The organism is Actinoplanes aureus (genome assembly GCF_015704865.1).
Classification (GTDB): domain Bacteria; phylum Actinomycetota; class Actinomycetes; order Mycobacteriales; family Micromonosporaceae; genus Actinoplanes; species Actinoplanes aureus.
Genome location: NZ_JADQTO010000002.1, coordinates 70955 through 94641, shown reverse-complemented (window position 1 = coordinate 94641; position 23687 = coordinate 70955). Strand labels below are relative to the sequence as shown.

General features: G+C 71.3%; 18 protein-coding genes. 8 read left to right on the top strand and 10 right to left on the bottom strand.

Going from position 1 to position 23687, the window contains the following annotated elements:
• The first annotated feature begins 48 nt into the window (after window positions 1-48).
• Complete coding sequence (locus I4J89_RS03330; RefSeq protein WP_196412320.1) at window positions 49-330, top strand: DUF6458 family protein; 282 nt, start codon at window positions 49-51, stop codon at window positions 328-330.
• Between the two features lie 36 nt (window positions 331-366).
• Here the strand turns inward: I4J89_RS03330 and trhA are convergent, their stop codons facing one another.
• Window positions 367-1041, bottom strand: coding sequence for a PAQR family membrane homeostasis protein TrhA (gene trhA / locus I4J89_RS03325; protein WP_196412319.1), 675 nt, complete (start codon window positions 1039-1041; stop codon window positions 367-369).
• A gap of 78 nt (window positions 1042-1119) precedes the next feature.
• Here trhA and I4J89_RS03320 point away from each other — a divergent pair, with 78 nt between their 5' ends.
• The 3 genes from I4J89_RS03320 to I4J89_RS03310 are packed head-to-tail and all read left to right on the top strand — an operon-like array spanning window position 1120 to window position 3312.
• Window positions 1120-1725, top strand: coding sequence for a 5-oxoprolinase subunit B family protein (locus tag I4J89_RS03320; protein ID WP_196412318.1), 606 nt, complete (start codon window positions 1120-1122; stop codon window positions 1723-1725).
• On the top strand, window positions 1722-2552 hold the full coding sequence (locus I4J89_RS03315) for a 5-oxoprolinase subunit C family protein (RefSeq protein ID WP_196412317.1): 831 nt from the start codon (window positions 1722-1724) through the stop codon (window positions 2550-2552). Before I4J89_RS03320 ends, I4J89_RS03315 begins: the two co-directional genes overlap by 4 nt.
• Window positions 2548-3312 carry a LamB/YcsF family protein gene (locus tag I4J89_RS03310; RefSeq protein WP_196412770.1) on the top strand — a complete coding sequence of 255 codons (765 nt, stop codon included), beginning with the start codon at window positions 2548-2550 and terminating at the stop codon, window positions 3310-3312. The genes I4J89_RS03315 and I4J89_RS03310 overlap by 5 nt, the downstream gene beginning before the upstream one ends.
• A gap of 16 nt (window positions 3313-3328) precedes the next feature.
• Here the strand turns inward: I4J89_RS03310 and I4J89_RS03305 are convergent, their stop codons facing one another.
• The 6 genes from I4J89_RS03305 to pdhA all read right to left on the bottom strand — a co-directional run bounded on the left by I4J89_RS03305 (window position 3329) and on the right by pdhA (window position 13413).
• On the bottom strand, window positions 3329-5122 hold the full coding sequence (locus tag I4J89_RS03305; RefSeq protein WP_196412316.1) for an NHL domain-containing thioredoxin family protein: 1794 nt from the start codon (window positions 5120-5122) through the stop codon (window positions 3329-3331).
• Between the two features lie 71 nt (window positions 5123-5193).
• Window positions 5194-9102, bottom strand: a complete 3909-nt coding sequence (locus I4J89_RS03300) for an LppU/SCO3897 family protein (RefSeq protein WP_196412315.1) — start codon at window positions 9100-9102, stop codon at window positions 5194-5196.
• 318 nt (window positions 9103-9420) lie between these two features.
• Window positions 9421-9561, bottom strand: a complete 141-nt coding sequence (locus I4J89_RS03295; RefSeq protein ID WP_196412314.1) for a hypothetical protein — start codon at window positions 9559-9561, stop codon at window positions 9421-9423.
• A gap of 200 nt (window positions 9562-9761) precedes the next feature.
• Entirely contained in the window at window positions 9762-11222 is a 1461-nt protein-coding gene (locus tag I4J89_RS03290; RefSeq protein ID WP_196412313.1) for a dihydrolipoamide acetyltransferase family protein, read from the bottom strand.
• Window positions 11223-11227: 5 nt separating this feature from the next.
• Entirely contained in the window at window positions 11228-12217 is a 990-nt protein-coding gene (locus I4J89_RS03285) for an alpha-ketoacid dehydrogenase subunit beta (RefSeq protein WP_196412312.1), read from the bottom strand.
• Window positions 12217-13413 carry a pyruvate dehydrogenase (acetyl-transferring) E1 component subunit alpha gene (gene pdhA, locus I4J89_RS03280; RefSeq protein WP_196412311.1) on the bottom strand — a complete coding sequence of 399 codons (1197 nt, stop codon included), beginning with the start codon at window positions 13411-13413 and terminating at the stop codon, window positions 12217-12219. Before pdhA ends, I4J89_RS03285 begins: the two co-directional genes overlap by 1 nt.
• A gap of 411 nt (window positions 13414-13824) precedes the next feature.
• Here pdhA and I4J89_RS03275 point away from each other — a divergent pair, with 411 nt between their 5' ends.
• Window positions 13825-14898: a hypothetical protein gene (locus I4J89_RS03275; RefSeq protein WP_196412310.1), complete on the top strand. Its 1074-nt coding sequence runs from the start codon at window positions 13825-13827 to the stop codon at window positions 14896-14898.
• 10 nt (window positions 14899-14908) lie between these two features.
• Here the strand turns inward: I4J89_RS03275 and I4J89_RS03270 are convergent, their stop codons facing one another.
• The 3 genes from I4J89_RS03270 to I4J89_RS03260 all read right to left on the bottom strand — a co-directional run bounded on the left by I4J89_RS03270 (window position 14909) and on the right by I4J89_RS03260 (window position 19723).
• Entirely contained in the window at window positions 14909-16111 is a 1203-nt protein-coding gene (locus I4J89_RS03270; RefSeq protein ID WP_196412309.1) for a hypothetical protein, read from the bottom strand.
• A gap of 70 nt (window positions 16112-16181) precedes the next feature.
• On the bottom strand, window positions 16182-17843 hold the full coding sequence (locus I4J89_RS03265; protein ID WP_196412308.1) for a GTPase: 1662 nt from the start codon (window positions 17841-17843) through the stop codon (window positions 16182-16184).
• On the bottom strand, window positions 17840-19723 hold the full coding sequence (locus tag I4J89_RS03260; RefSeq protein WP_373688091.1) for an ABC transporter: 1884 nt from the start codon (window positions 19721-19723) through the stop codon (window positions 17840-17842). The genes I4J89_RS03265 and I4J89_RS03260 overlap by 4 nt, the downstream gene beginning before the upstream one ends.
• Window positions 19724-19936: 213 nt before the next feature.
• Between I4J89_RS03260 and dnaK the strand changes: the two genes are divergently transcribed.
• The 3 genes from dnaK (at window position 19937) to dnaJ (ending at window position 23669) form a co-directional block, all read left to right on the top strand.
• Window positions 19937-21793, top strand: coding sequence for a molecular chaperone DnaK (dnaK, locus tag I4J89_RS03255; protein WP_196412307.1), 1857 nt, complete (start codon window positions 19937-19939; stop codon window positions 21791-21793).
• Window positions 21790-22404 carry a nucleotide exchange factor GrpE gene (gene grpE / locus I4J89_RS03250; protein ID WP_196412306.1) on the top strand — a complete coding sequence of 205 codons (615 nt, stop codon included), beginning with the start codon at window positions 21790-21792 and terminating at the stop codon, window positions 22402-22404. The genes dnaK and grpE overlap by 4 nt, the downstream gene beginning before the upstream one ends.
• A gap of 71 nt (window positions 22405-22475) precedes the next feature.
• Entirely contained in the window at window positions 22476-23669 is a 1194-nt protein-coding gene (gene dnaJ / locus I4J89_RS03245; protein WP_196412305.1) for a molecular chaperone DnaJ, read from the top strand.
• Window positions 23670-23687: the final 18 nt, after the last annotated feature.

Below are 23687 nucleotides of genomic sequence, written 5' to 3'. Positions count from 1 at the left end.
GTCGAGCGCCCTCGCCCGGCCGCGCGGACACCATTCGAGGAGGGTCCGATGGGCATCGGTGCAAGCATCTTCCTGCTCGCGCTAGGAGCGATCCTGGCGTTCGCCGTGGAGGCGGACATCAGTGGTCTCGACATCGGTGTGATCGGCTGGATCCTGATGGTCGCCGGCCTGGCCGGTCTGATCATCACGCTCTGGTTCTGGAACAGCCGTCGCCGCACCGTGGTGACGCGTCCGGCCCAGCACCCGGCCGCCACGACCGGTTACACCACCGAGTACCGCGAGGTTCGCCGCGACGACGTGCCGCCGCCGCCCCCGCCGGCGTACTCCTGATTGGCCGGCGGCCCGGGCATCCCGGGCCGCCGCCGGTCAGGCGTAGAGAGCGAAGTAGACCCCGATGTGGTGGCAGATCGCGGCCACCAGGGTGCAGGCGTGGAAGAACTCGTGATGGCCGAAGATCTCCGGCCACGGGTTCGGCCGGCGTAGCGCGTAGAAGACCGCACCGACCGTGTAGGTCACGCCGCCCGCGATCAGCAGCACCAGGCAGGTGACGCCGCCGGCCAGCACATCGGGCAGGATCGCGACGGCGGCCCAACCGAGGGCCACATAGAGCGGAGCACCCGCCCAGCGGGGCAGGTGCGGCCAGATTATCTTCAGCGCGACGCCACCGAGCGCGCCGCCCCAGACCAGGCTGAGCATCAGCGTGGCCTTCCCCGGGTCGAGCAGGAGCACGCAGAACGGCGTGTAGGTACCGGCGATGAAAATGAAGATCATCGAGTGGTCCATCCGCCGCATGATCTGGTAGCCGCGTTCGCTCCAGACCCGCCGGTGATAGAGAGCGCTGGTCCCGAACAGTCCACAAACCGTGATGCTGTAGATCAGGCAGCTGATGAAGGGCGCTATGCCCGGGCGGCTGAGCGCGATCGAACACAGCACGACGCCGCAGACCAGGGCGGCGAAGAACGCGTACTGATGCAACCGGCCGCGCAGACGCGGCTTACCGAGGTCGGCCGGCTTCATCCGGAACCGGGCTGAGGCTGTCACGCGATCCAGGTTACGGCACCGTAGGTTACCGGCAAGTAGTGATGCCGGATACGGTCGGCGGTCCGGGATGATTTTCTCATGAAGGTACGACGCGTGGGCGCTGCGGCGTTGCTGATCGAGTGTTCCGACCCGGAGCGGGTGGAAGCGTGGCGGGCCGAGCTGTGGCGCCGCCGGGAGAGCGGGGAACTCCGGGCCGCTGAGATCGTGCCGGGCGCGCGTACCGTGCTGATCGACGGTGTCGCGCAGCAGACCGCGACTCTCCTCGCGGGGTGGGAGCCTGCGCCGGGCGAAGCCCGTGCCGAAGGCGAGCTCGTGGAGATCCCGACCGAGTTCGACGGCGCCGACCTGGCGGCCGTCGCCGATCTCTGGCAGGTCTCCCGCGACGAGGCCGTGCGACGGCTCGTTGACACCCCGCTCACCGTCGCCTTCTGCGGCTTCGCGCCCGGCTTCGCCTACCTGCGCGGACTTCCCGAAGCGTGGGCGGTGCCCCGGCTCGCTGCGCCTCGCCCCCGGGTGCCGGCCGGCGCGGTCGCGCTGGCCGGCAGCTACGCCGGTATCTATCCCACGGCCTCGCCAGGCGGGTGGCAGTTGGTCGGGCGCACGGACAAAAACCTTTTCGACGTACGCCGAAAGCAGCCGGCCCTGCTCTCCCCGGGGACACGGGTCCATCTGGTGGCCTCGTGATCACCGTGCTGAGGGCCGGACCGCTAACCACCGTGCAGGATCTCGGCCGGCCGGGATACGCGCATCTCGGGGTGCCCCGGTCCGGCGCGCTCGACGGTCCGGCGCTGGTCCGAGCGAACCGGCTCGTCGGCAATCCGCCGGAGGCGGCCGGGCTGGAGACCACTCTGATGGGGTGCAAGCTGCGCTTCGAGGAGGCGGTCACGGTCGCGGTCACCGGGGCTCCGGCAGTTGTCAAAGTGGACAAGGCGGTGGTGGACGGGCCGGTTGTCGAGGTGCCGGCGGGAGCCGTCCTGGAGATCGGCCGGGCTGCCGCGGGGGTGCGCTCCTACCTCGCGGTGGCCGGGGGGATCGCGGTCGAGCCGGTGCTGGGCAGCCGGTCCACCGACACGCTCTCCGGCCTCGGACCGGATCGGCTGACCGACGGCATGACGCTGCCGGTCGGGGCCGCCTCGGGTTCGGACCGGGAGGATCCGGGCGCTCCGGCGGGATACGACGGGGAACTCGTGCTCGGTGTGCGCCTGGGGCCGCGGGACGACTGGTTCGATGTGGCGGGACTGTTCGGTTACTCGTACCAGATCAGCCCGATGAGCAACCGGGTCGGTGCCCGGCTGGCCGGCACCGCCTTGACCCGCGCCAAGGCCGGCGAATTGCCCTCCGAGGGCGTAGTCCTCGGCGCGGTGCAGGTGCCGGCGGACGGGCAGCCGATCATCTTCCTGGCCGACCACCCCACCACCGGCGGTTATCCGGTGATCGGCGTGGTCGACGACGTGACTCCGCTCGCGCAGGCCCGTCCGGGGACTACGGTACGTTTCCGTGACCTCGATTGACCTCAACGCCGACCTGGGCGAAGGCTTCGGCGCCTGGCGGCTCGGCGACGACGAAGCCCTGCTCGACGTGGTGACCTCGGCGAACGTGGCCTGCGGGTTCCACGCGGGTGATCCGTCCACGATGCATCGGGTGTGCCGGCGGGCCGCCGAGAAGGGCGTCGCGGTCGGCGCCCAGGTGGGGTACCGGGACCTGGCCGGGTTCGGGCGTCGGCGCATCGACTACGACCACGACGAGCTACGCGACGACATCCTCTACCAGATCGGGGCACTCGAGGCGTTCTGCAAGGCCGCCGGCGACCGGGTCCGGTACGTGAAACCGCACGGCGCCCTCTACAACACCGCCGCGGTCGACGTCGTCCAGTCCTCAGCCGTGGTGGACGCCGTGGTCGCCTATGACCCTGCGCTGCCGGTGCTCTGCCAGCCCGGCTCGGTGCTGGCACAGCGGGCGGTGGACGCCGGGCTGACCGTGATCGGTGAGGGTTTCGCGGATCGGGGCTACCTGCCGGACGGGCGGTTGGTGCCTCGGTCGGCGGCCGGCGCTCTGGTGCACGACCAGCGGCAGGTGGTCCGGCGGGCGGTGCGAATGGCCACCGACGGTTCGGTCGTGGCCGTCGACGGTTCCGAGGTGGCGTGTCCGGTCCGGTCGATCTGCCTGCACGGCGACACACCGGGTGCGGTGGACCTGGCCGGTTCGGTGCGGGACGGACTTCGTGCCGCGGGGCTGGAAGTCCGTCCCTTCGCCGCGGGTCAGGACCGCTGACTCAGTTCGGTTCGCCTCACTCGTCCAGGCCTCGCAAGATCAACGGCAGTCGCGACGGGCCGGCCGGGTCGATCACGATCGGTACGCCCCAGTCCTGCCGGGTCAAGTGGCAGGCGCCGAACTCGGCGTCCACATCGCACGTCGCGGCCTGTGCCACGACCTGCAACACACCCTTCGGTACGTCAGGGTTGAGCACTATTTTTCGTGACAAGTCGGTGGTGATGCCCTCGCCCTCCAGCAGCAACTCGGCCGGGGACGCCGACACGGTCAGCCGCAGCGGGGAACCGAACTGGCTGTCCAGCTTCTGTCCCGGCGCCGGAGTGAAGATGACGTCGAGGGTGACCTCGCCCGGGGCCAGGTGCGACGGCGGGCGTTCGGTGCGGTGCCGCTCGCCGGTGACGGTCTTGACCACACCGGGCGCGAGGCGGGTCAGCCGGTGTGCCGCCGACTCCACCACGATCACCTCGTTCGTGCTGGTCACCAGCACGTCGCTCGGCTCGGCCAAGCCCGAATCGACGGTGGACACCGCGTTGGCCGCCGGGTCGAAGCGGCGGACCGCCCCGTTGTACGTGTCGGCGACCAGCACCGAACCGTCCGGCAGCGCGGCCACGCCGAGCGGGTGCTGGAACAGCGCCTCCGCGGCCGGGCCGTCCACGTGCCCGAAGTCGAACAGGCCCTGGCCGACCGCGGTGTGCAGCACGCCGTCCTCGACGAAGCGCAGGGCGGAGGTCTCGCTGTCCGCGATCCAGAGCCGGTTCCGATCCCGGTCGACCGAGAGACCGGACGGCTGGGCCATCCAGACGTCCGGGAGCGGGCCGTCGCGCAGCGCCTCGACCGTGGTGCCGGCGTAGACGCCGACGGTGCGCTTGATCGGGTCGAACCACCACAACTGGTGGATGCCGGCCATGGCGATGATGACCTTGTCGTCGTACCAGGCCAGATCCCAGGGGGAGGAGAGGTCGGCGGCGAGCGCGTCGTGCGCGTGGTCGTCCACCGTGGAGCGCCATGGCTTGCCGGAGCCGGCGACCAGGGTGATCTCTCCGGTCTCGGTGTTGATCGCCCGGAGCTGGTGGTTCACGGTGTCGGCGACGACCACGTCGTAGCCGACCATCTCGGCTGTCTTCGACGGCAGCAGCACCAGGCCCTGCGGCTCGCTGAACGGCTCGTTCCGGGCCTCGCCCCCGAAGCGGCGAACCAGCGTCTCGCCGTCCGCGGACAACTCGACCACCGAATGCCGGGCCGAGTCGGAGACCAACAGGTTGCCGCCGGGCAGCTCGATGGCCTTGCCGGGGAAGCGGAGCAGGCCCTCCGGGACGGGCGGCGGGACGTACGGGCCGTCGCCGCGGTGCAGGGTGCCGTCCGCCTCGTGCTTGACGATCAACTCGTCGATCAGCCGGGACAGGCCCTCTGCGTGACCCTCACCGGCCATCGAGGCGACCAGGTAGCCGGTCGGGTCGACGACGGCCAGCGTGGGCCAGGCCTTCGCGGCGTACTGCTGCCAGAGGTGCATGTCGCCGTCGTCGACGACCGGGTGGTGTACGCCGTACCGCTCCACGGCCGCGGCCAGCGCCACCGGGTCACGCTCGTGCTCGAACTTCGGCGAGTGGACGCCGATCACGACGATGGCGTCGCCGTACTTCTCCTCCAGCGGGCGCAGTTCGTCCAGGACGTGGAGGCAGTTGATGCAGCAGAACGTCCAGAAGTCCAGGATGAGGATTTTGCCCCGGAGGTCGGCAAGGGTGAGCGCCTTGCCTCCGGTGTTGAGCCAGCCGCGACCCTTGAGTTCGGGAGCACGCACGCGAGAGTTCATGATCCCATCGTCCCTCAGAGCCCCGGTCCCGCTCATGCGGGACCGGGGTCGGGTTGATCAGGTGTTCGGTTTCAGGCGTTCGGCTTCAGGCACAGAACCTGGTTGCCGTCGTTCTTGGGCACGACGATGTACGGCTGGGCGGGGTCGGCGCACTGCTCCTTCGCCGGAACGATCGACACCACCTGGAACGTGCCCGCCTCGGAACAGGCCGCCACCACCGGGGTGTCGCCGTCCCGCTTGACGCAGTCGCCCTGCGCCACCTTGAACTCGTCGTCGCCCGAGATCAGCCAGGTCAGCCCGAAGACCAGCGCCAGCAGCAGGGCCGCGCCGACCACGACGGCCACCATGACCGGCACGGTACGCACGTGCACCTTCGCCGGCTTGGCCGGCTCTTCGGCCGCCTTGAACTGGTCGAAACCGCCCTGCTCGTCGGCCGGGCCAGGCCAGCTCGTGGTGTCCTCGGGCCCGGGCGGGGTGACCGTGGCGCGAGCCGCCGGGTTGTGCGGATACGTGCCACCCGCCCGCGGATCCGGCTCGCCGGGCATCGGCGGCAGAGCGGGCGCCGGCACGTACGGCGAACCGCCCCGGCCGGCGACGTCCGTCGTGTGCTCGTTGTACTGGTCCGGCCCGTCCGAATACGGCGAACCGGGGGGCGGTCCGGGCCTAGCCGGCGAACCGGGCGGTCCGAACGGCGGGGCACCGGCACCCGGGAACTGCGGGGAGCCCGGCATCGAATACGGCGTGCCGCCCGGCGGCGGGAACGGCGTCCCGCTGCCCGGTGCCTCCGGCGGAGTCACCCGTGCGCTCGCCGAGGCGCGGGCGGTGGCTCGGGCCGGCGACTGCGGGGCTACACCCGGACCATCACCGTGAGCCGGCGCTGAGCCGAATCCGTGCGGTCCGTCACCGTGCTGAGGGAACTGTGGTCCGTCACTGTGGCGGGAGCCGGGGAAGGGCTGTCCCTCGTTCTGGGCGCCGGGGTAGGGCTGTGCCTCGCCCTGGGCGCCGGGGAATTGTGGCCCGTCGCCGTGGCGGGAGCCGGGGTAGGGCTGTCCCTCGCTGTGGGAGCCGGGGAACGGCTGTCCCTCGCTGTGGGAGCCGGGGAACTGTGGTTCGTCGCTGTGGCGGGAGCCGGGGAAGGGCTGTCCCTCGCTCTGGGCGCCGGGGTAGGGCCGTCCCTCGCCCTGGGCGCCCGGGAACGGCTGGCCATCGCCGCTGTGCTGGGTGCCGGGGAACATCTGGCCGTCGCCGTGCTGAGGGCCGGAGGCGGGGCTGCCGAAGGCGCTGCCGGGCTCCTCGCCGGGACGTGGCCCGAACGGATTGGTCTCGCCGGGGCGCGATCCGAACGGACTCGTCTCGCGGGCCTGCGGGGCGTAAGGGCTGCCCTCGTCCTCGTGCTGTGCCGCAGCCGCGAAACCGTAGGTGCCGGGTCGCTGATCGTCACCGCGTTGCGGGAAGGCCGCGCCGCGCTGGTCGTCATCACCGCGCGCCTGCCCGAACGGGATGCCGGTCAGACCGCGATGTCCAGGCTTCTCATCGTCATGCTGCGACGCAGCCGCGAAACCGCCCGACGGGTCGCGCTGCGCGGTGCCCGGGAAGCCGCCGGAACCGTCGCGCTGCGGCGCTGCCGGGAAGCCGCCGGAGGGGTCGCGGTCCGAGGCGCCCGGGAAGCCGTCACGCTGCGGCGCTGCGGGGAAGCCGGCCGAGCCGTCGCGCTGCGGCGCTGCCGGGAAGCCGGCCGAGCCCTCACGCTGTGGGGCTGCGGGGAAGCCGCCGGAACCGTCGCGCTGAGGCGCTGCGGAGCGGTCACGCTGCGGTGCTGCCGGGAAGCCACCCGAGGGCTCTTCATCGAGACGGCTCGGGAACGGAGGAGAGCTCTGCTCGCCGGCCTCGGTCCCGCCGGCTGCGGGGGCCGCCCGTCCGTAGACGCGGGCCTGCGGAGCGGCGCCGGCTGGCGGCACGTCGTTGCCGTCGGACGGGGGTGTGGCCCGGACGCCCGGCACCGAAGCGCTGGCCGTGACCGGACGCGCGGAGCCGACCGCGGGTCGCTCGGCCGGGTCCCGCGGCTGCGGCACGGCACCACCGGACGTCGGAGAGGGCTCCGGAATGCTGCCTCCGGTGCTGAGCGCGGCGCCGGGTACACGTTGCGGGTAGCCGGAACCGCCGGCCGGCGGCTCGGCAGAATTCGGTGTTCCCGGATCGGCCGGCGGTCCGAGGCGTTCCGGCTGCTGCCCGAAGGAAGCAGAGGGTCCGGACCGCTCGGGCAACTGCTGCCCGAAGGCGGCCGACGAACCGGGGCGCCCATCGTTCTGACCGAACCCGGAGGGCGACTCCTGGCCGAATGCGGAGGGCGAGCCCGGCCGCTCCGGTCGCTGACCGAAGGGCGCCGGGGAGCCGGATCGCTCGGCATCCTGCTCGAAAGCGCCCGGCGACGACTGCTGGCCAGAAGCGCCTGAAGAGGACTGCTGACCGAAAACGCCCGGCGACGACTCCTGGCCGAACGCGGGCGAGCCCGGACGCTCCGGTCGCTGACCGAAGGGCGCCGGAGAGCCGGATCGCTCGGCATCCTGCCCAAAAGCGCCCGGCGACGACTGCTGACCGAAAGCAGGCGATGACTGCTGACCGAAAGCCCCAGAAGAAGGCTCTTGCCCGAAAGCCCCGGACGACGGCTGCTGCCCGAAGGCCGCAGACGACGGCTGCTGGCCGGAAGCGTCAGAGGCAGGCGGCTGCCCGAAAGCGCCGGACGACGGCTGCTGGTCGGGCGCTCCAGGCGCCGCCTGCTGGCCGAAGCCGGCTGATGAAGACTGCTGACCGAGGCCACCGGGCGCGGCCTGCTGGCCGAAGGCGCCCGGCAACGGCTGCTGGCCGAATGGCGGCTGCCCACTGGCCGGGTAGTCGCCCAGCGGCTGCTGGCTGCGGATCGGCAGGTCGAGCCCGGGCGGCGGGGCGCCGGCGTCGGCCGCCGGGCCGGCCGGGGCGCGCAACGGGAAGCCCGCGCTGTCGCCGCGGCGGGACGGGAACGTGTCCGGCGTCTGGCCGGTGTCGGCGGATCGGGTGAGCCAGCTGTTCTGTGCCGGGCCGCCGGTGTCGCCGCCATCGGCGGGACGGCTGGGCGCGTCCGGAAGGTCGGCGAGGCTGGCGCCGGGAACGCGTACCGGCTGGTCGCCGAAGGCGGAGAAGCCGGGGGTACGGCTGCCGAACTCGTCCGCGGGGGTGGTGGCACCCGGCGTGCGGGTCGGCAAGCCGCTCGGCGGCGGCGCGCTGTCCGGCCGGACGAACGGGGAGGCCGGCGGCGGAACGGCGGCTGAGGCCTGCGCGGCACGGCCGGGCGGCGGGAAGCCGGCGGGGTCGAACGGGCTGCCAGCCGGGTCCGCCGGATCCGGAGTCGGAGCCGAGCTCGGCGGCGCGGACGCACCGGACTCCTGAGGAGCCCAGGGTGACTGTGCTGCCTGCGGCTGGCCAGCCGCGGGGTCGGCATCGAACGGTGAGGCCGAGCGGAACGAGGCGGAACCGGGCGCCGCACCATAAGGCGAGGCGGATCCCGACACCGAAGCCGAACCGGAGACCGAGGCGGACCCAGAGGCCGGGGCGGACCCGGAGGCCGGGGCGGTGCCGTAGGACGGGCCGGGCGGGGGCGTGGAGCCCGCTCCGTACGGCCCGGCGGATCCGTTGTTACCAGGAGAAACCGACCCGTACGGCGAGGCTTCCTCGGGCTGTGGCACCCGGGCCGAGCCATACGGGGTGCCGCTCGGGCTCGGCCCGGCGCCGAAGGTCGACACGGCCGGTACGACGAACGGCGAGCCGCCGTTCGGAGCGGTCTGCGGAGGTGGCCCGTACGAGGTGGGGAAGCCCTCGGCGGGAGGTGGGGCCGAAACCCGGCCCGGAAGTCGCTGACCGTCGGGGTCGGGCGGGAAGTTGCCCGACGTGGGTCCGCCCGACGTGGCCTCGGCCGGCTGACCGGCGTGCTGCCCCTCGGACGTCATACGCGCCTCCTCATCGATGCGGCCGTGCCAGCTTTGCACGGACGCGACCCCACCGGCGACCTACCGCCGCAGGGCCGTGCCAGCTTTCAGGCCAGGCCGTGCTGGGGCCGAACCGGGAAGTTGCCCCGGAACCCCTGGTCACCCGCACCGACCGGCCGCGCCCGTTTGGGGACCGTGCCCAACCGTACCGGGCGGACCGGGCAGGAGGAATCCCGGTGTACGCCCCGGAGGGACGAGTGCCCGATCTTCACGAGTGGCGTCCGACACGAAACGGCCCGCCCGGGTGATCCCGGACGGGCCGTCTGCGTTCGCTGTCCCTCAGTACGGCATTCGCCGCTGGGCGAAGACCGCGATCTCGTCGCGCAACGCCTGCGTGGGCGCCGCTTCCCAGGCCCGGTTGATGGCCCTGGCCTCGCGGCTGATCATCCGACGCCGGCGGATCCGATCGATCATGCTCATGGCAGTTGCTCTCCCCCCGGCTCATCGCCGGTCGATCCCTGACGAGCGTCGCCGGCCCGCTTGTGGCGGCCACCTTCGGCGCACGTCTCGCTGTTGATCCAAGTATGCGCTTCCGGCAAGGATCTAAACAAATTATTAGGGGGTGAGCTGGGTCATCTGCCTAAGGATCGAAGGTCAACCGCCGATCAGACCGAATGACCCTAGGTCCACGAAAGCATCGCCCCCTCCGGGTCCTCCAGGAACGTGCCGATGTCACGCAGGAACTTCGAGCCCAGCTCGCCATCGATGATCCGGTGGTCGAAGGACAGGCCCAGCGTGGTCACCTGACGGATTTTGATCTTGCCCTTGTGCACCCACGGCGTCGGCCGGATCGCACCGAACGCGAGAATCGCCGACTCGCCCGGAGGCAGGATCGGCGTGCCGGTGTCGATCCCGAAGACACCCACATTGGTGATCGACAGGGTGCCACCGGACATGTCGGCCGGCGGGGTCTTTCCCGACTTGGCGGTGCGGACCAGGGCGTTCAACGCCTCGGCCAGCTCGGGCAGGGCGAGCCGGCCCGCGTCCTTGATGTTCGGCACGATCAGGCCCCGCTCGGTCGCCGCGGCGATGCCGAGATTCACGTACTCCTTGACGACGATCTCGTTCGTCGCCCCGGACCAGGTCGAGTTGACCATGGGGTGCCGCTTCACCGCGAGCAACACCGCCTTCGCCACCAGCAGCAGCGGAGAGACCCGCAGCTCGGCGAACTCCCGGCGGGTCTTGATCTTCTCCAGCGTCTTCATCGAGCGGGTCACGTCCACGGTCAGGAACTCCGTGACGTGCGGCGCGGTGAACGCCGACGCGACCATGTTCTCCGCGGTCAGCTTCCGCACACCCTTGACGGGGATGCGCTGCTCGCGAGCGGCGTCGAAACCCGCGACGGCCGGCGCGGGCACGATTGCCGCCGGCTTCGCAGGGCCTTCGGCGGCTTGGTGTACGTCCTCGCGCGTCACCGAACCGAGCGGACCGGTGCCGTTGACCGTGGTGAGGTCCACACCGAGGTCCCGGGCCAGCTTCCGGACCGGCGGCTTGGCCAGCACCGGACCGGTTCGTGCGGCCGGAGCCGCGACGGCCGGAGCCGGGAGCTCCGGTGCGGGCGTGGCGGGAACGGCCGAGACACCGGCGGTAGCCGCCGCAGGCGGAACAGGTGTGGCCGCCGCGCGGGACGCCTCGGGCGTACCGATGCGGGGTCGCCGTTTCGCGCTGGTGGTGCGCGGACCGTAACCGACAAGCACCGCCGTTCGCCCGCCAGGTGCCGGACCGCCGATCATGCCGGGCTCGACCGGCTCCTCGGGCCGTGCCATCTCGACCGCGGACAGGTCGTCCGAGGACGGGGCATCCTCGGACGGATCGGCCGGCAGCGGACCCGCGCCGGGGTCGGTGTCGATCGAGAACAGCGGCTTGCCGACCTCGACCACCGTTCCCGCCTCGGCGTAGATCCTGGTGACCACGCCGGCCCACTTGGCCGGCAGCTCCACCGCCGACTTGGCCGTCTCGACCTCGACGATGGGCTGGTTCAGCTCCACCGTGTCGCCGACCTTCACCAGCCAGTCCAGTACCTCACCCTCGGTGAGGCCCTCGGCGAGGTCAGGCAGGTTGAACACCTTGATCCGGGACATCGGCGTCACCAGCCGAACGCGCGGTCGACGGCGTCCAGCACCCGATCGAGATCAGGAAGATATTCCTCCTCGACGCGGGCCGCCGGGTACGGCGTGTCGTAGCCGGTGACTCGGAGTACCGGCGACTCGAGGGAGTAGAAGCACTCCTCGGTCACCCGGGCGGCGATCTCCGCGCCCAGGCCCAGGTTGCCCGGCGCCTCGTGCACGACCACAGCGCGGCCGGTACGGCGGACCGACTCGAAGACCGGACCCAGGTCCAGCGGCGACAGCGTCCGCAGGTCGATGACCTCGAGGTTCCGGCCGTCCTCGGCAGCCGCCTGAGCGGCGTCCAGGGCGGTGCGGACCATCGGACCGTACGCCAGAATCGTCGCGTCCGTGCCCGGCCGGACCACCCGGCTGGCGTGCAGCGGCTCCGCCGCGGACAGCGGCGTGTCCAGCTCCACCACACCCTTCTCGTGGTAGCGCCGCTTCGGCTCGAAGAACACGATCGGATCGTCCGAGGCGATCGCCTGCCGGATCATCGTGTACGCGTCCTGCGGCGAGCCGCACGACACGACCTTGAGGCCGGCGGTGTGCGCGAAGTAGGCCTCCGGTGACTCGGAGTGGTGCTCGACCGCGCCGATGCCGCCGCCGAACGGAATCCGGATCACCATCGGGATCCGCAGCCGTCCCTGCGAGCGGTAGTGCATCTTGGCCACCTGCGACACGATCTGGTCGTAGGCGGGGTAGACGAAGCCGTCGAACTGGATCTCGCAGATCGGCCGGTATCCGCGGATGGCCAGGCCGACCGCGGTGCCGATGATGCCGGACTCCGCGAGCGGGGTGTCGATCACCCGGTCCTCGCCGAAGTCCTTCTGCAGGCCGTCGGTGATCCGGAAGACGCCGCCCAGCTTGCCGACGTCCTCGCCCATGATGACGACCTTCGAGTCGTCCTCGAGAGCGCGGCGCAGCCCGCGGTTGAGAGCCTTGCCCATGGTCAGGGTCTCGGTGGCCATCAGTGCGCGCTCCCCTCGAACGAGTCCAGGTACTGGGCCATCTGGTCGCGTTGCGCGTCCAGGTGCGGGGAGCCGTTGGGATAGACGTTGTCGAACAGGCTCAACGGTTTCGGGTCGGGCATCTCGAGTACCCGCTCGCGCAGGTTGAGGGCGACCTCGTTGGCCTGCGCGTCGACCTCCGCGAAGAACGCCTCGTCGGCGAGGGTCTGCTTGCCGAGGAACGCGCGGAACCGGGCGATCGGGTCCTTGGCCTTCCACGACTCGACCTCGCTGGCGATCCGGTACCGGGTCGGGTCGTCGGTGGTGGTGTGCGCGCCCATCCGGTAGGTGTAGGCCTCGACCAGGGTCGGTCCCTCGCCGTTACGCGCCCGGTCCAGAGCGTGCCGGGTCACCGCGTACGACGCGAGCACGTCGTTGCCGTCCACCCGGACGCCGGGGAAGCCGAAGCCGGCGGCGCGCTGGTAGAGCGGGATCCGGGTCTGCCGCTCCAGCGGCTCGGAGATCGCGTACTGGTTGTTCTGGCAGAAGAACACCATGGGGGCGTTGAAGACGGCCGACCAGATGAAGGCCTCGTTCACGTCGCCCTGCGAGGAAGCGCCGTCGCCGAAGTAGGCGATCACAGCTTCGCCGTCGTCGGTCCCGGTCTTGCCGTCCATGTTGATGCCCATCGCGTACCCGGTCGCGTGCAGGGTCTGCGCCCCGATCACGATCGTGTACATGTTCACCTTGAACTCGTTCGGGTCCCAGGCACCCTGGTCGACGCCGCGGAACAGGCCGAACGGCATGATCGGGTCGATGCCGCGGCAGTAGAGGACGCCGTGTTCCCGGTAGGTCGGGAAGGCCATGTCCTGGGTCCGCAGTGCCCGCCCGGAACCGACCTGTGCGGCCTCCTGTCCCAGCAGGCTGGCCCAGATGCCGAGCTCACCCTGACGCTGCAGCGCGGTGGCCTCGGCGTCCAAGCGTCGTACGGTCACCATGTCCCGGTACAGGCCCCGGTACTCCTCGTCGGTGAAGTCGACGGAGTACGTCGTCCCGTCAGCGGCGGTGACGCTGTCGACGTGATCGCCATCGGGGGTCAGCAGTTGGACGAAGCCGCCCGCCGGGACATCCGCGTTCGGTATGCGGCTTTCCGCGCCGTCCGAAGGACCAGGCGCCGGTGGCCGCGCAGCCCCGACTTTGCTCTCGCCTTTCGCCATCCGTGTCTCCTGTTTCGTCTCTTCGCCCGCGGCGGGTGTCTCCCGGCCGCGCGGCTGAACCGCGGGGGTCTACCGCGCCTGGCCCGGGTGGGGGTTGCCGCGCGGCTAACTCCGGCAGGTGGCGTTCCCCTGCCGGGACGGCCCGCCGTGGCCCCGCTTTGTGGCGGAAGGCGACGGCGGCGGTGCCGTCGATCCCCATCCTGACAGAGGGAGTGACCGTGATTACAGACTGCGTAGATCACGAAACCAGATTTCTGCCAAGCCATCGTCGAGGGTACTTGTCCGATTTAGTGTTTTTGTGCAACCACGAGCGCGCGAACGACGTTTCGGCGCCGCTGCCGAATCGCTGATGCGTCGTTCCCCTCTTCGACCGAGACGGATCCGAGTTGACCTTTCCCTGGGGAGTTCCGCGTGGCGCACCTGCCCGACGACGACGGCCTCGTGCCGCCACCCAAGGTGCTCCGCAAGCGCCTGAACGGGGTGTACCGGGAAGATCTCGGCTTCTCGGGCCCGACGCGTCGTTACGTGCTCATGGTGGCGTTGCTGGTCGGCCTCGCCTCGGTGCCCACCTTCGCCGTGCTCACCACCGGCTCGAACGAGATCGCCGGCGAGGACCGGCCCGGTGCGATGGACGTGCCGTTCCTGCCGCCTCCGGTCACCGGGCCGATCGGGCCTCCTCCGTCGGGTTCTCCGCCGCCGTCGAAGCCGGCTGACGCGACCGGAAAAGATCATTCGGAAAGGCAGCGCGGTGATCGGAAGTTGTCGGAGCCGAAGAGGTGGACGGGTTATCCCAAGTCCGTTTCTGAGCCGCCAAAACGGTCAAATAGGTATAGAAAGAAGTTGACTCGGCCGGTTCGTCCCGTGGTGCCCAAGCGGCCGAAGGTGCCGGGTCTCCCGGTTGTGCCGGGTCTCCCGGTTGTGCCGGGCCTTCCGGTTGTGCCGGGCCTTCCCGCTGTGCCGGAGGACAGCGACGTGACCCGGCCGGAGGCTCCCGCCGACTTCCCGTCGATCCCGGACCTCCCCGACGTGCCGTCCGAGAAGGACGACTCAGGCGAACCTGACCAGCCGGACGAGCCGCACCCCGCACGGCGTCGTCCCTGCGAGGACACGCCGGCTCCGGAGTCCTGGTCCCGCCGGCGGGCTGAGCGCACCGCGGCCGTCGCCGCACCCGCCGGTGGCCCACCCGGCTCCACCGTCCACATCCCACACAGCCGGAGGTCAGCAGTGACCGAACGCCCGTACAACATCCGAGCCGCTCGCATCCTCGAGCGCAGCTACGCCGGAGGCGGTAGCAACATCCGCCAATCGCTGGCTCAGCCGCGCTCCGACGAGCACCGCACCGGCAACCGGCCCTATCGCGGTCAGCACCGGGCCGAGCAGGCCCAGCACGCCGACGAGTGGACTCCCGCCCGGCAACGCAGTTCCCGCGTCGGCCGTCATCACGCCGACCCGCTCGACGAGCACCGCACCAACCACCACCGCTGACCACGATCGGTCAGTCGTCGCGATTGGCCTCCAGCCAGGCGTCGATCGCGGCGGTGTCGCTCGGGTCGACGCCCTCGGCGATCAACTGGGCCACCGCCGCCGTCGCCGGGCTGCGTCGCTCGCCCGTCGTGTACAGCCGGGCGAACTCGGGGATCATGTCCTCCACGGCCGCCTCGGTCTCGGCGACCGCCGCCTCGGGCAGCGCGTGCCGGCGAGTCGCGTACGCCGACCAGGCCCGCACCACCCGCGGCAGCATCGCCGCATCGTCCATGTCCAGCACGGCCCGGCGGTGCACCCAGTCCAGCAGGAAGAATTCGGCGACCGTCGGACTCCAGCGCAGCGGGTCCGCCCCCGGCAGGGTGGCCGCATGATCGAGCAGGAGGCTCAGGCAGAAGTCCAGCGACGCGCTGTCGACGGGCGGAACCGAGGACGCGGTCAACCCGAAGCGGGTCGCCTCCGGCGAGGTGAGGAAGTCGCGGGTCAGATCGGCGGGATTGGGACCGCCCGGCTCGGTGAGCGGTGGGGTGGTCACCGCCGGCAGCAGTGCCAGACGGGCCACGGCGAGCGCCCGATCCGTGGCGAGTGACCCATCCGCGGGCAGGTCACCGAGCTCATCGGTGACCTGAAGGTGCCGGCCCACCTCGTCCCGGAGCCGGCCCGGATCCTCGGAACGGAACCAGATCAGCTCGTCACCGGCGCACATGGCGCGCACCTGCTGGAGCAGCACGCCCGCCGACGCGGACACGAAGACGTCCTTGGTGATGCCGATGTTGTGGTCGACCAGCGCCACGACCGCGTGCTCCGGCCCGCCGTCCGTCCGGTCCTCGTACGCGAACGTGACGAGGTAGGAGGTCTGGTCCCCGTACACGTCGCCGTACGCGTAACACCCGGTCGGCCGGACCCGCCCCAACTGGACGGCCCAGGACGGCGCGTGCGCGTCGAGCCCCACCTCGGCCGCACCGTCGGCGTCCGGGACCAGGGTGGCGAAGACTTTCCGGATGGTGGCCGCCTCCGGCGTGTGCGAGCTGTCGGTCGCTGTCAGGAACCCGCCGACGAAGTCACGCACCGCCTCGGCGCGGTCCGCCGAGGCGACCGCGTACACGCTGCCGAGCAGCGCGGCACCGAGCATCTCGGCATCGAGTGCGCAACCCAGCTTGGTGACGTCGCGGGCCGCGTGCAGCACTGCCTCGTACGCGGTCGGGGTTGCCGGCATGCCGCGAGCGTACGCCCGCGGCCGCCACCAGACCTATCTGAACCTCCCGCAACCTGGCATCGAGTGAGGTTCACTCCGAACGCACGACGCCGAGTGCTTCCCTCGCCTGGGCGTACGCGTTCAGGACTTCCCGCACCGGGGAGACCACGTATCCGCGTCCCACCTCGGTGACCGCCGCCCGCAGCCGTTGTTCGGCCCGTCTCCGGGCCCGCCGTGCGCCGGCCTCGACGAGCGGTTTCACCAGCAACCACAGCAGCAGTCCGGCCAGCAGCCCGCCGAGGAACAGCACGGTCGGCAGCGGGACGACACCGATCTCGGGATAGTCGATCGCGGGCAGGCCGAGGATGCGCAGTGCGTACCCGACGATCAGCCCGGCGAGACCGGCGCCCGCGGCGGCCAGGAAGGTCCACTGCAGCAGCCCGACGGCCCGCCACCAGATCGGCCGGCGGTCCATGCCCAGGTCGGTCTTGGCGACCGCCCGGTCCAGGGCGTCGGGCAGATCGTCGGAGCGGGACCGCGCGGCGGTATTGATCGCCGGCGTCCAGATCTCCGGCAGCGGTGCCGCGGCACGGGTCGCCACCGCCCGCACGGAGAGCCCCACGGCCGACTTCTGCGCGGCGTCGGCGGCCGGCACCGAGGTACGCGGTACGACATCGGTGGACACCGCGTCCGTCTTGGCCGGCTCGCCCAGATGCAGCCGGCGCAGCGGGTCCGGCCGGAGGCGGCGCAGTCCCCGCACCAGCGGCCATCCGGTCGCCGCCGCGGCCCGGTGGCGGTACGCCGCCGCCGTGGCATCGGCGACCGCGGGCACCCCGGCCGAGGCCGCGAGGGAGTCGGCGAGCTGCCGTACGGTCGTCCGGTCCACCTCGTCCTCGGCGGCCGGCGGCCCGATCATGGTGGCCAGTTCCTCGCTGACCGACTCCAGATCGGCGGCGAGCCGGCGCAGCGCGGCCTGCCGATCGGCGACGGTCCGCTCCAGCGCTCCCCGCAGCTCGCCGAGCATGCCGGGCTGCTTCGCGGACGTGGCCAGCACCGGGGTGCCGGTCAGCCCGTCCTCCTCGAGCAGCCGCGTCAGGTCGCCCAGGACCACCTCGGTGTCGCCGGGGCTGAGCCGGTCGGCCTGGTTCAGCACCACGATCGTCACGCCGGCGTGCGCGCTGAACTGCGACAGGTACGCCCGGTGCAGGATCCGGTCGCCGTACTTCTGCGGGTCCACCACCCAGACGATCTGGTCGACCAGGCCGAGCAGCCGGTCCACCTCCAGCCGGTGGGTACGTTCCACCGAGTCGAAGTCGGGCAGGTCGAGCAGCACCAGCCCGCGCAGGGCCGCCTCGTCGTCGCCGTCCAGCGCGCTCTCCCGGACGAACCGTTGCCGGGGCAGCACGCCGACCCAGTCCAGCAACCGGTTCGCCGGTTCGAGCGGGCCCCAGACGCAGGCGTGCGCGGTGCCGGTGGTCGGCCGCCGCACCCCGACCTGGGAGAGCTTGAACCGGGCGAGCGCGTTGAAGAGGCTGGACTTGCCGCTGCCGGTGCTGCCGGCGAGCGCCACCACGGTGTGGTCCAGCGACAGCGACAGCCGGTTGCCGGCCCGCTCCACCAGGGTGTGCGCCGCGACCAGTTCGCCGTCCGGCAGGTACTGCCCGGCCACCCGGAGGAAGCGGGACAGCGCGTCCAGACGCCGGGCCAGGTCCTGGGCGTCCACCCGATCGTCGACCTTCTCCACCAAGTTCATGACCCCGACCCGGTCAACGCGAGTTCCTTCCTGGCTTCCTCCACCTCGGCGGCGGCCTGACGCAGAAGCGCGCCCGGTTCCACCTCGAGGCGTACAGCTGCGGTCCGCTCGGTGTATCGGGCGGCCTCGCTCTGGAGCAGTTCGTCGACCCGGGCCAGCAGTTCGGTCCGCGCCCGGGTGGCGAGCGTCCGGATCGCCTGGTCCCCGAAGACCGCCTCGAGCACCTTCTGGGCGGCGACCGCGCTGCCCGCACCCGCCGCGACCTCGAGTCCGGTCGGGATGAACGCGGTGCTGGTGAAGACCGCGATCATGACAGCGAGCCCGACGCCGTTGACCGCGTACGCCGCGCCGCGCGCGACAACCCGCTTGTCCGCGGCCTCCCGCCGGACCAGATCGAGGATCCACTGCTGCCAGTCACGGACCAGCCGGTCGGCGCGCTGCGGCAGGTCGGCGGAGGGGTGCTGGAGATCAGGAATGAGCAGGCCGGCACCGGCCGGGTGCGCCTGCCAAGCCGAGTACGCCTGCTCGGCCGCGTCCGCCGTGACCCCGCGCAGCAGTGTGACCAGCTGGGACTCCATCGCGATCTGGAGGTTACGCCCCGGTGCGGGCCGGCCGGTGATCGCCGCCACCAGTCGATCCCGCAGATGACCCACCCGGGACTCGAGGCTGCGCAGGAACTCCCCGGTGCCGATGAACTCCTGCCAGCGGGCCAGCACCTCGCCGCGGAGCAGCCGGCCGTCCTGCAGCCCTTCCTCGGTGGTACGCCGCGCGTTCCGGTAGGCCGCGTCGACCCGCTCGTCCAGGTGCTGTGCCGTGCGGGCCTGCTCATCGGCGGCGTCGGCCAGTCCGGTGAGCGCGGGGGCGAAGGCGCCGAGCGCGCCGTCCAGGGTCTGCCGTACCACCGCCGACCGGGCGTCCGCGTCCACGGCCAGCTTGGCGAACCAGAGTCGCATCGGCCCGACCGCGGCGTCCGGCAGCAGGCCACGATCGTCCAGATCGGTCTCCGGCAGCACGAAGAGCGGCGCCGCGCCGAGGTCATGGGCGGTGAGCATCTCGCCCAGGTGCGCGGAGACCTCCGCGGCCGCGTCGATCGGCACCCGGTCCAGCACGAGCGCGATCACGGTGCCGCGCAGCCGGGCCGTCTTGAGCAACTCCCAGGGGACTGCGTCCGCGTACCGGGCGGCGGTGGTGACGAAGAGCCACAGGTCCGCCGCGGCCAGCAGCTGCGCCGCGAGCTTGCGGTTGTGGTCCACCACCGAGTCGACGTCCGGTGCGTCGAGCAGGGCCAGACCGGGGCCGATGGTCGGCGCGGGGACGACCTGCAACGCGTTCGGGTCGGTGCTCGGCTCGCCGGTCCGGGTGAGCCCGGGCAGCAGGCCACCGCGCCCGAACCAGGCCACGTCGTCCGGGTGGGTGACCAGCACCGGTGAGCGGGTGGTCGGCCGGAGCACACCGGCGCTGCTCACCGGCGCCTGGACCAGGCTGTTGACCAGAGTTGATTTGCCCGCCCCGGTGGAACCGCCGACCACCACCAGCAGTGGGGCGTCGAGCCGCGCGAGGCGCGGCAGCAGATAGTCGTCGACCTGGGCGTGCAGTGCCGCGCCGACCCGCCGGGCCTCCTCCGCGGATGGCAGGACCAGGGGGTACGACACCGCGCCGAGCGCCGCGCGCAGCCGGCTGAGGGCTGTCGCGAGCCGGCCGACGGCGGGCGGGGGCTCCACCGGGTGAGGGCTGTTTCCGAGGTTCACCGGACGGGTCCGTCCCATCCCCGTACGCTCTGATGGGCCACTTTCGGCCACGCTGACCTGGTCTTTCTCATCTGATACGGCGGGGACGGCGGAAAGGGCCGACGGACCGACCGCGTCTCCGTGCGTCGTCACGGGTAAAGCGTGCACGATCTATGCATCCAGGACAACGGGTCCCGGTATGCCGTGACCGGACAGGTATGTAGGTGATTTCCGCACCAACTGCCTCAGCCGCTGACTTGCGTCTCTCTGACTCAACTTCGATTTGACGACGTGCGGGCTCGTGGCATCATTGAGTCGGTTCCACTCAACCCTGTACGGACCCAGCTGTAAGAAGCGAGGAACACCATGGCACGTGCGGTCGGCATCGACCTCGGCACCACGAACTCCTGCGTCAGCGTTCTGGAAGGAGGCGAGCCCACCGTCATCGCCAACGCGGAGGGCTCTCGGACGACACCGTCGATCGTCGCCTTCGCCCGCAACGGCGAGGTGCTCGTCGGTGAGGTCGCCAAGCGTCAGGCGGTGACGAACCCCGACCGGACCATCCGCTCGGTGAAGCGGGAGATCGGCACCAGCTGGTCGATCGACATCGACGGAAAGAAGTACACCCCTCAGGAGATCTCCGCGCGGGTGCTGATGAAACTCAAGCGCGACTCCGAGGCCTACCTGGGCGAGACGATCACCGACGCGGTGATCACCGTCCCGGCCTACTTCAACGACGCGCAGCGCCAGGCCACCAAGGAGGCCGGTGAGATCGCGGGTCTGAACGTCCTGCGGATCGTGAACGAGCCCACCGCCGCCGCCCTGGCGTACGGGCTGGACAAGGGCTCCAAGGAGCAGACCGTCCTGGTCTTCGACCTCGGTGGCGGCACCTTCGACGTCTCCCTGCTGGAGCTCGGCGACGGTGTCATCGAGGTGAAGTCGACCTCCGGTGACAACCACCTGGGTGGCGACGACTGGGACCAGCGGATCATCGACCACCTGGTCAAGACCTTCCGCGGCGAGCACGGCATCGACCTCTCGCAGGACAAGATGGCCCTCCAGCGTCTGCGCGAGGCGGCCGAGAAGGCGAAGATCGAGCTCTCCGCCGCCACCACCACCAGCATCAACCTGCCGTACATCACGGCCGGCGCCAACGGCCCGCTGCACCTGGACACGTCGCTCAGCCGGGCCGAGTTCCAGCGCATGACGCAGGACCTGCTGGACCGCTGCAAGGGCCCGTTCGAGTCCGCGATCAAGGACGCCGACGTCAAGCTCTCCGACATCGACCACGTCATCCTGGTCGGCGGCTCGACGCGTATGCCGGCGGTCACCGAGCTGGTGAAGAGCCTGACCGGCCGCGACCCGAACAAGGGCGTCAACCCGGACGAGGTCGTCGCCGTCGGTGCCGCGCTGCAGGCCGGTGTGCTCCGGGGCGAGGTCAAGGACGTCCTGCTACTCGATGTCACCCCGCTGTCGCTGGGCATCGAGACCAAGGGCGGCATCATGCACAAGCTGGTGGAGCGCAACACCACCATCCCGGCGCACCGCTCCGAGGTCTACACCACGGCGGACGACAACCAGCCCTCCGTGCTGATCCAGGTCTACCAGGGTGAGCGCGAGATGGCGGCGTACAACAAGAAGCTCGGCACCTTCGAGCTCAGCGGTATCGCGCCGGCCCCGCGTGGCGTACCGCAGATCGAGGTCTCCTTCGACATCGACGCGAACGGCATCGTGCACGTGTCCGCCAAGGACCTGGGCACGGGCAAGGAGCAGAAGATGACGATCACCGGCGGCTCGGCGCTGCCGAAGGACGACATCGAGCGCATGATGCGCGACGCTCAGGACCACGCGGACGAGGACAAGAAGCGCCGCGAGGACGCGGAGACCCGCAACCTGGCCGAGCAGCTCCAGTGGCAGACCGAGAAGTTCCTGGCGGAGAGCGGCGACAAGCTCCCCGAGGACAGCAAGAACAACATCAGCGAGGCGCTCGGCGAGCTGCGTGGCGCGCTGGGCGGCACCGACATCGAGAAGATCAAGTCGGCGCACGAGCGGCTTTCCCAGGTCTCCCAGGAGGCCGGCTCGCTGCTCTACTCCCAGGGTGGCGAGACTCCGCAGGCCGCGCCGGGTGGCGCCGGCGCGCCGGGCGATGCCCCGGGTGCCGGTCCGGCCGCGGGCGGGGACGACGTGGTCGACGCCGAGATCGTGGAGGACGACAAGAAGTGAGCGCCAAGGACGACGAGAACGACGGTCCGGCGACCGAGCGGGAAGTCATCCAGGGCGAGATCGATTCGATGGCCGAGGAGACCCCCGCTGGGGAGCAGCCGGTGAAGCCGGTGGGCGCGCACCGCGCCCCCGACGACGAGGACGTGACCCCGGTGACCGGTGAGAAGTCCGGCCTCGGTGCCGAGCTGGCGGCGTTGCGGAGCGAGCTCGACGAGCGGACCCACGACCTGCAGCGCGTCACCGCGGAGTACGCCAACTACCGCAAGCGGGTGGACCGCGACCGGGGTGCGGCGGCCGAGCAGACCACCGGTGCGGTGCTCACCGCCCTGCTCCCGGTACTCGACGACATCGACCGCGCCCGGGAGCACGGCGACCTGGTCGGCCCGTTCGCCTCGGTGGCGGAACAGCTCACCGCGGCGACCGGCAAGCTGGGACTCGTCGCGTTCGGCGAGAAGGGCGACCCCTTCGATCCGAACCGCCATGAGGCGGTCGCGCACCAGACGTCCGCTGACGTCACGGAGCCGACCTGCGTCGAGGTGATGCGGCGTGGCTACACGCTGGGCGAGCGGCTGCTGCGCCCGGCGATGGTCGCGGTCGCCGATCCGGAGTGAGGTACCCATGTCCCGCCCGCCGGTTCGCCGGCGGGCGGGGCGACATCGGAGTCGAGGAGGAGGTGGACTGAATGAGCTCGAAGGACTGGCTCGAGAAGGACTTCTACGCCGTGCTCGGCGTGACCAAGTCCGCCTCACCCGACGAGATCAAGAAGGCGTACCGGAAGCTTGCCCGGGACCTGCATCCCGACCGCAACCCGGACAACAAGGAGGCGGAGGAGAAGTTCAAGGCCGCCTCCGAGGCGTACGACGTGCTGGCCGACGACAAGAAGCGCAAAGAGTACGACGAGATGCGCTCCCTGTTCGGCTCCGGCGCGTTCCGTCGCGGCGCGCGTACCGGCGGGGGCGCGCAGTTCGACCCGTCGGACCTGTTTGGCGGCTTCTCCGGAGCGGGAGCAGCGGGAGCCGACCGCCGGTTCGGCGGCAGCGGTTTCTCCGACATCTTCAGCTCGATCTTCTCCGGCGGCGGCGCCGGCGGTCCCGGCCCGGCGCGGCGCGGACCGCAGCGTGGCCGGGACGTCGAGACCGAGGTGACGCTCGACTTCGCCCAGGCGGTACGCGGCACCACGCTTCCGCTGACGCTGCGCACCCCGGGCGCGTGTGACACCTGCCGGGGTTCCGGAGCCAAGCCGGGCACCACCCCGCGCTCCTGCCCGAAGTGCCACGGCACCGGCCTGATCTCCAGCAATCAGGGCTCGTTCAGCTTCTCCGAGCCGTGCCGGGACTGCCAGGGCTCGGGCAGCGTCGTGGACGAGAAATGCCCGGAGTGCCGGGGGTCGGGCGGGGTCACCAAGAGCCGGACGATCAATGTCCGCTTTCCCGCCGGCGTGGCCGACGGCCAGCGGATCCGGCTCAGCGGCAGGGGCGAGCCGGGCGACCGCGGCGGTCCGGCCGGCGACCTGTACGTGCAGGTCAAGGTCCGTCCGGACGACCTGTTCGGGCGTAGCGGCGACGACCTGACCCTGACCGTGCCGATCACGGTCGCCGAGGCCGTGCTCGGTACCGATCTGCGGGTTCCCACCCTGGACAGTCCGGTCACGCTGCGGGTCCCGCCGGGTACGCCGAGCGGCCGCAAGCTGCGGGCCCGGGGCAAGGGCGTGGTCCGCAAGGAGGGGCAGGCGGGCGACCTCATCGTCACTGTCGAGGTGCAGATCCCGGCCGGTGTGACCGGCGAGGCCCGGGACGCGCTGGAGAAGTTCGCGAAGCTCACCCCGCCGCCGGCACGGGAGCGGCTCGACGCACGTCTGCGCAAAGCCGCTGGTTAGGACCCTCTGGGAGGTGGC

Bases quoted from the DNA above. Each gene is read 5' to 3' on its own strand.
- I4J89_RS03330 (WP_196412320.1), top strand. From the start codon at position 49: ATGGGCATCGGTGCAAGCATCTTCCTGCTCGCGCTAGGAGCGATCCTG.
- I4J89_RS03320 (WP_196412318.1), top strand. From the start codon at position 1,120: ATGAAGGTACGACGCGTGGGCGCTGCGGCGTTGCTGATCGAGTGTTCC.
- I4J89_RS03305 (WP_196412316.1), bottom strand. From the start codon at position 5,122: ATGAACTCTCGCGTGCGTGCTCCCGAACTCAAGGGTCGCGGCTGGCTC.
- I4J89_RS03300 (WP_196412315.1), bottom strand. From the start codon at position 9,102: ATGACGTCCGAGGGGCAGCACGCCGGTCAGCCGGCCGAGGCCACGTCG.
- I4J89_RS03295 (WP_196412314.1), bottom strand. From the start codon at position 9,561: ATGAGCATGATCGATCGGATCCGCCGGCGTCGGATGATCAGCCGCGAG.
- I4J89_RS03290 (WP_196412313.1), bottom strand. From the start codon at position 11,222: ATGTCCCGGATCAAGGTGTTCAACCTGCCTGACCTCGCCGAGGGCCTC.
- I4J89_RS03285 (WP_196412312.1), bottom strand. From the start codon at position 12,217: ATGGCCACCGAGACCCTGACCATGGGCAAGGCTCTCAACCGCGGGCTG.
- pdhA (WP_196412311.1), bottom strand. From the start codon at position 13,413: ATGGCGAAAGGCGAGAGCAAAGTCGGGGCTGCGCGGCCACCGGCGCCT.
- I4J89_RS03270 (WP_196412309.1), bottom strand. From the start codon at position 16,111: ATGCCGGCAACCCCGACCGCGTACGAGGCAGTGCTGCACGCGGCCCGC.
- I4J89_RS03265 (WP_196412308.1), bottom strand. From the start codon at position 17,843: ATGAACTTGGTGGAGAAGGTCGACGATCGGGTGGACGCCCAGGACCTG.
- dnaK (WP_196412307.1), top strand. From the start codon at position 19,937: ATGGCACGTGCGGTCGGCATCGACCTCGGCACCACGAACTCCTGCGTC.
- dnaJ (WP_196412305.1), top strand. From the start codon at position 22,476: ATGAGCTCGAAGGACTGGCTCGAGAAGGACTTCTACGCCGTGCTCGGC.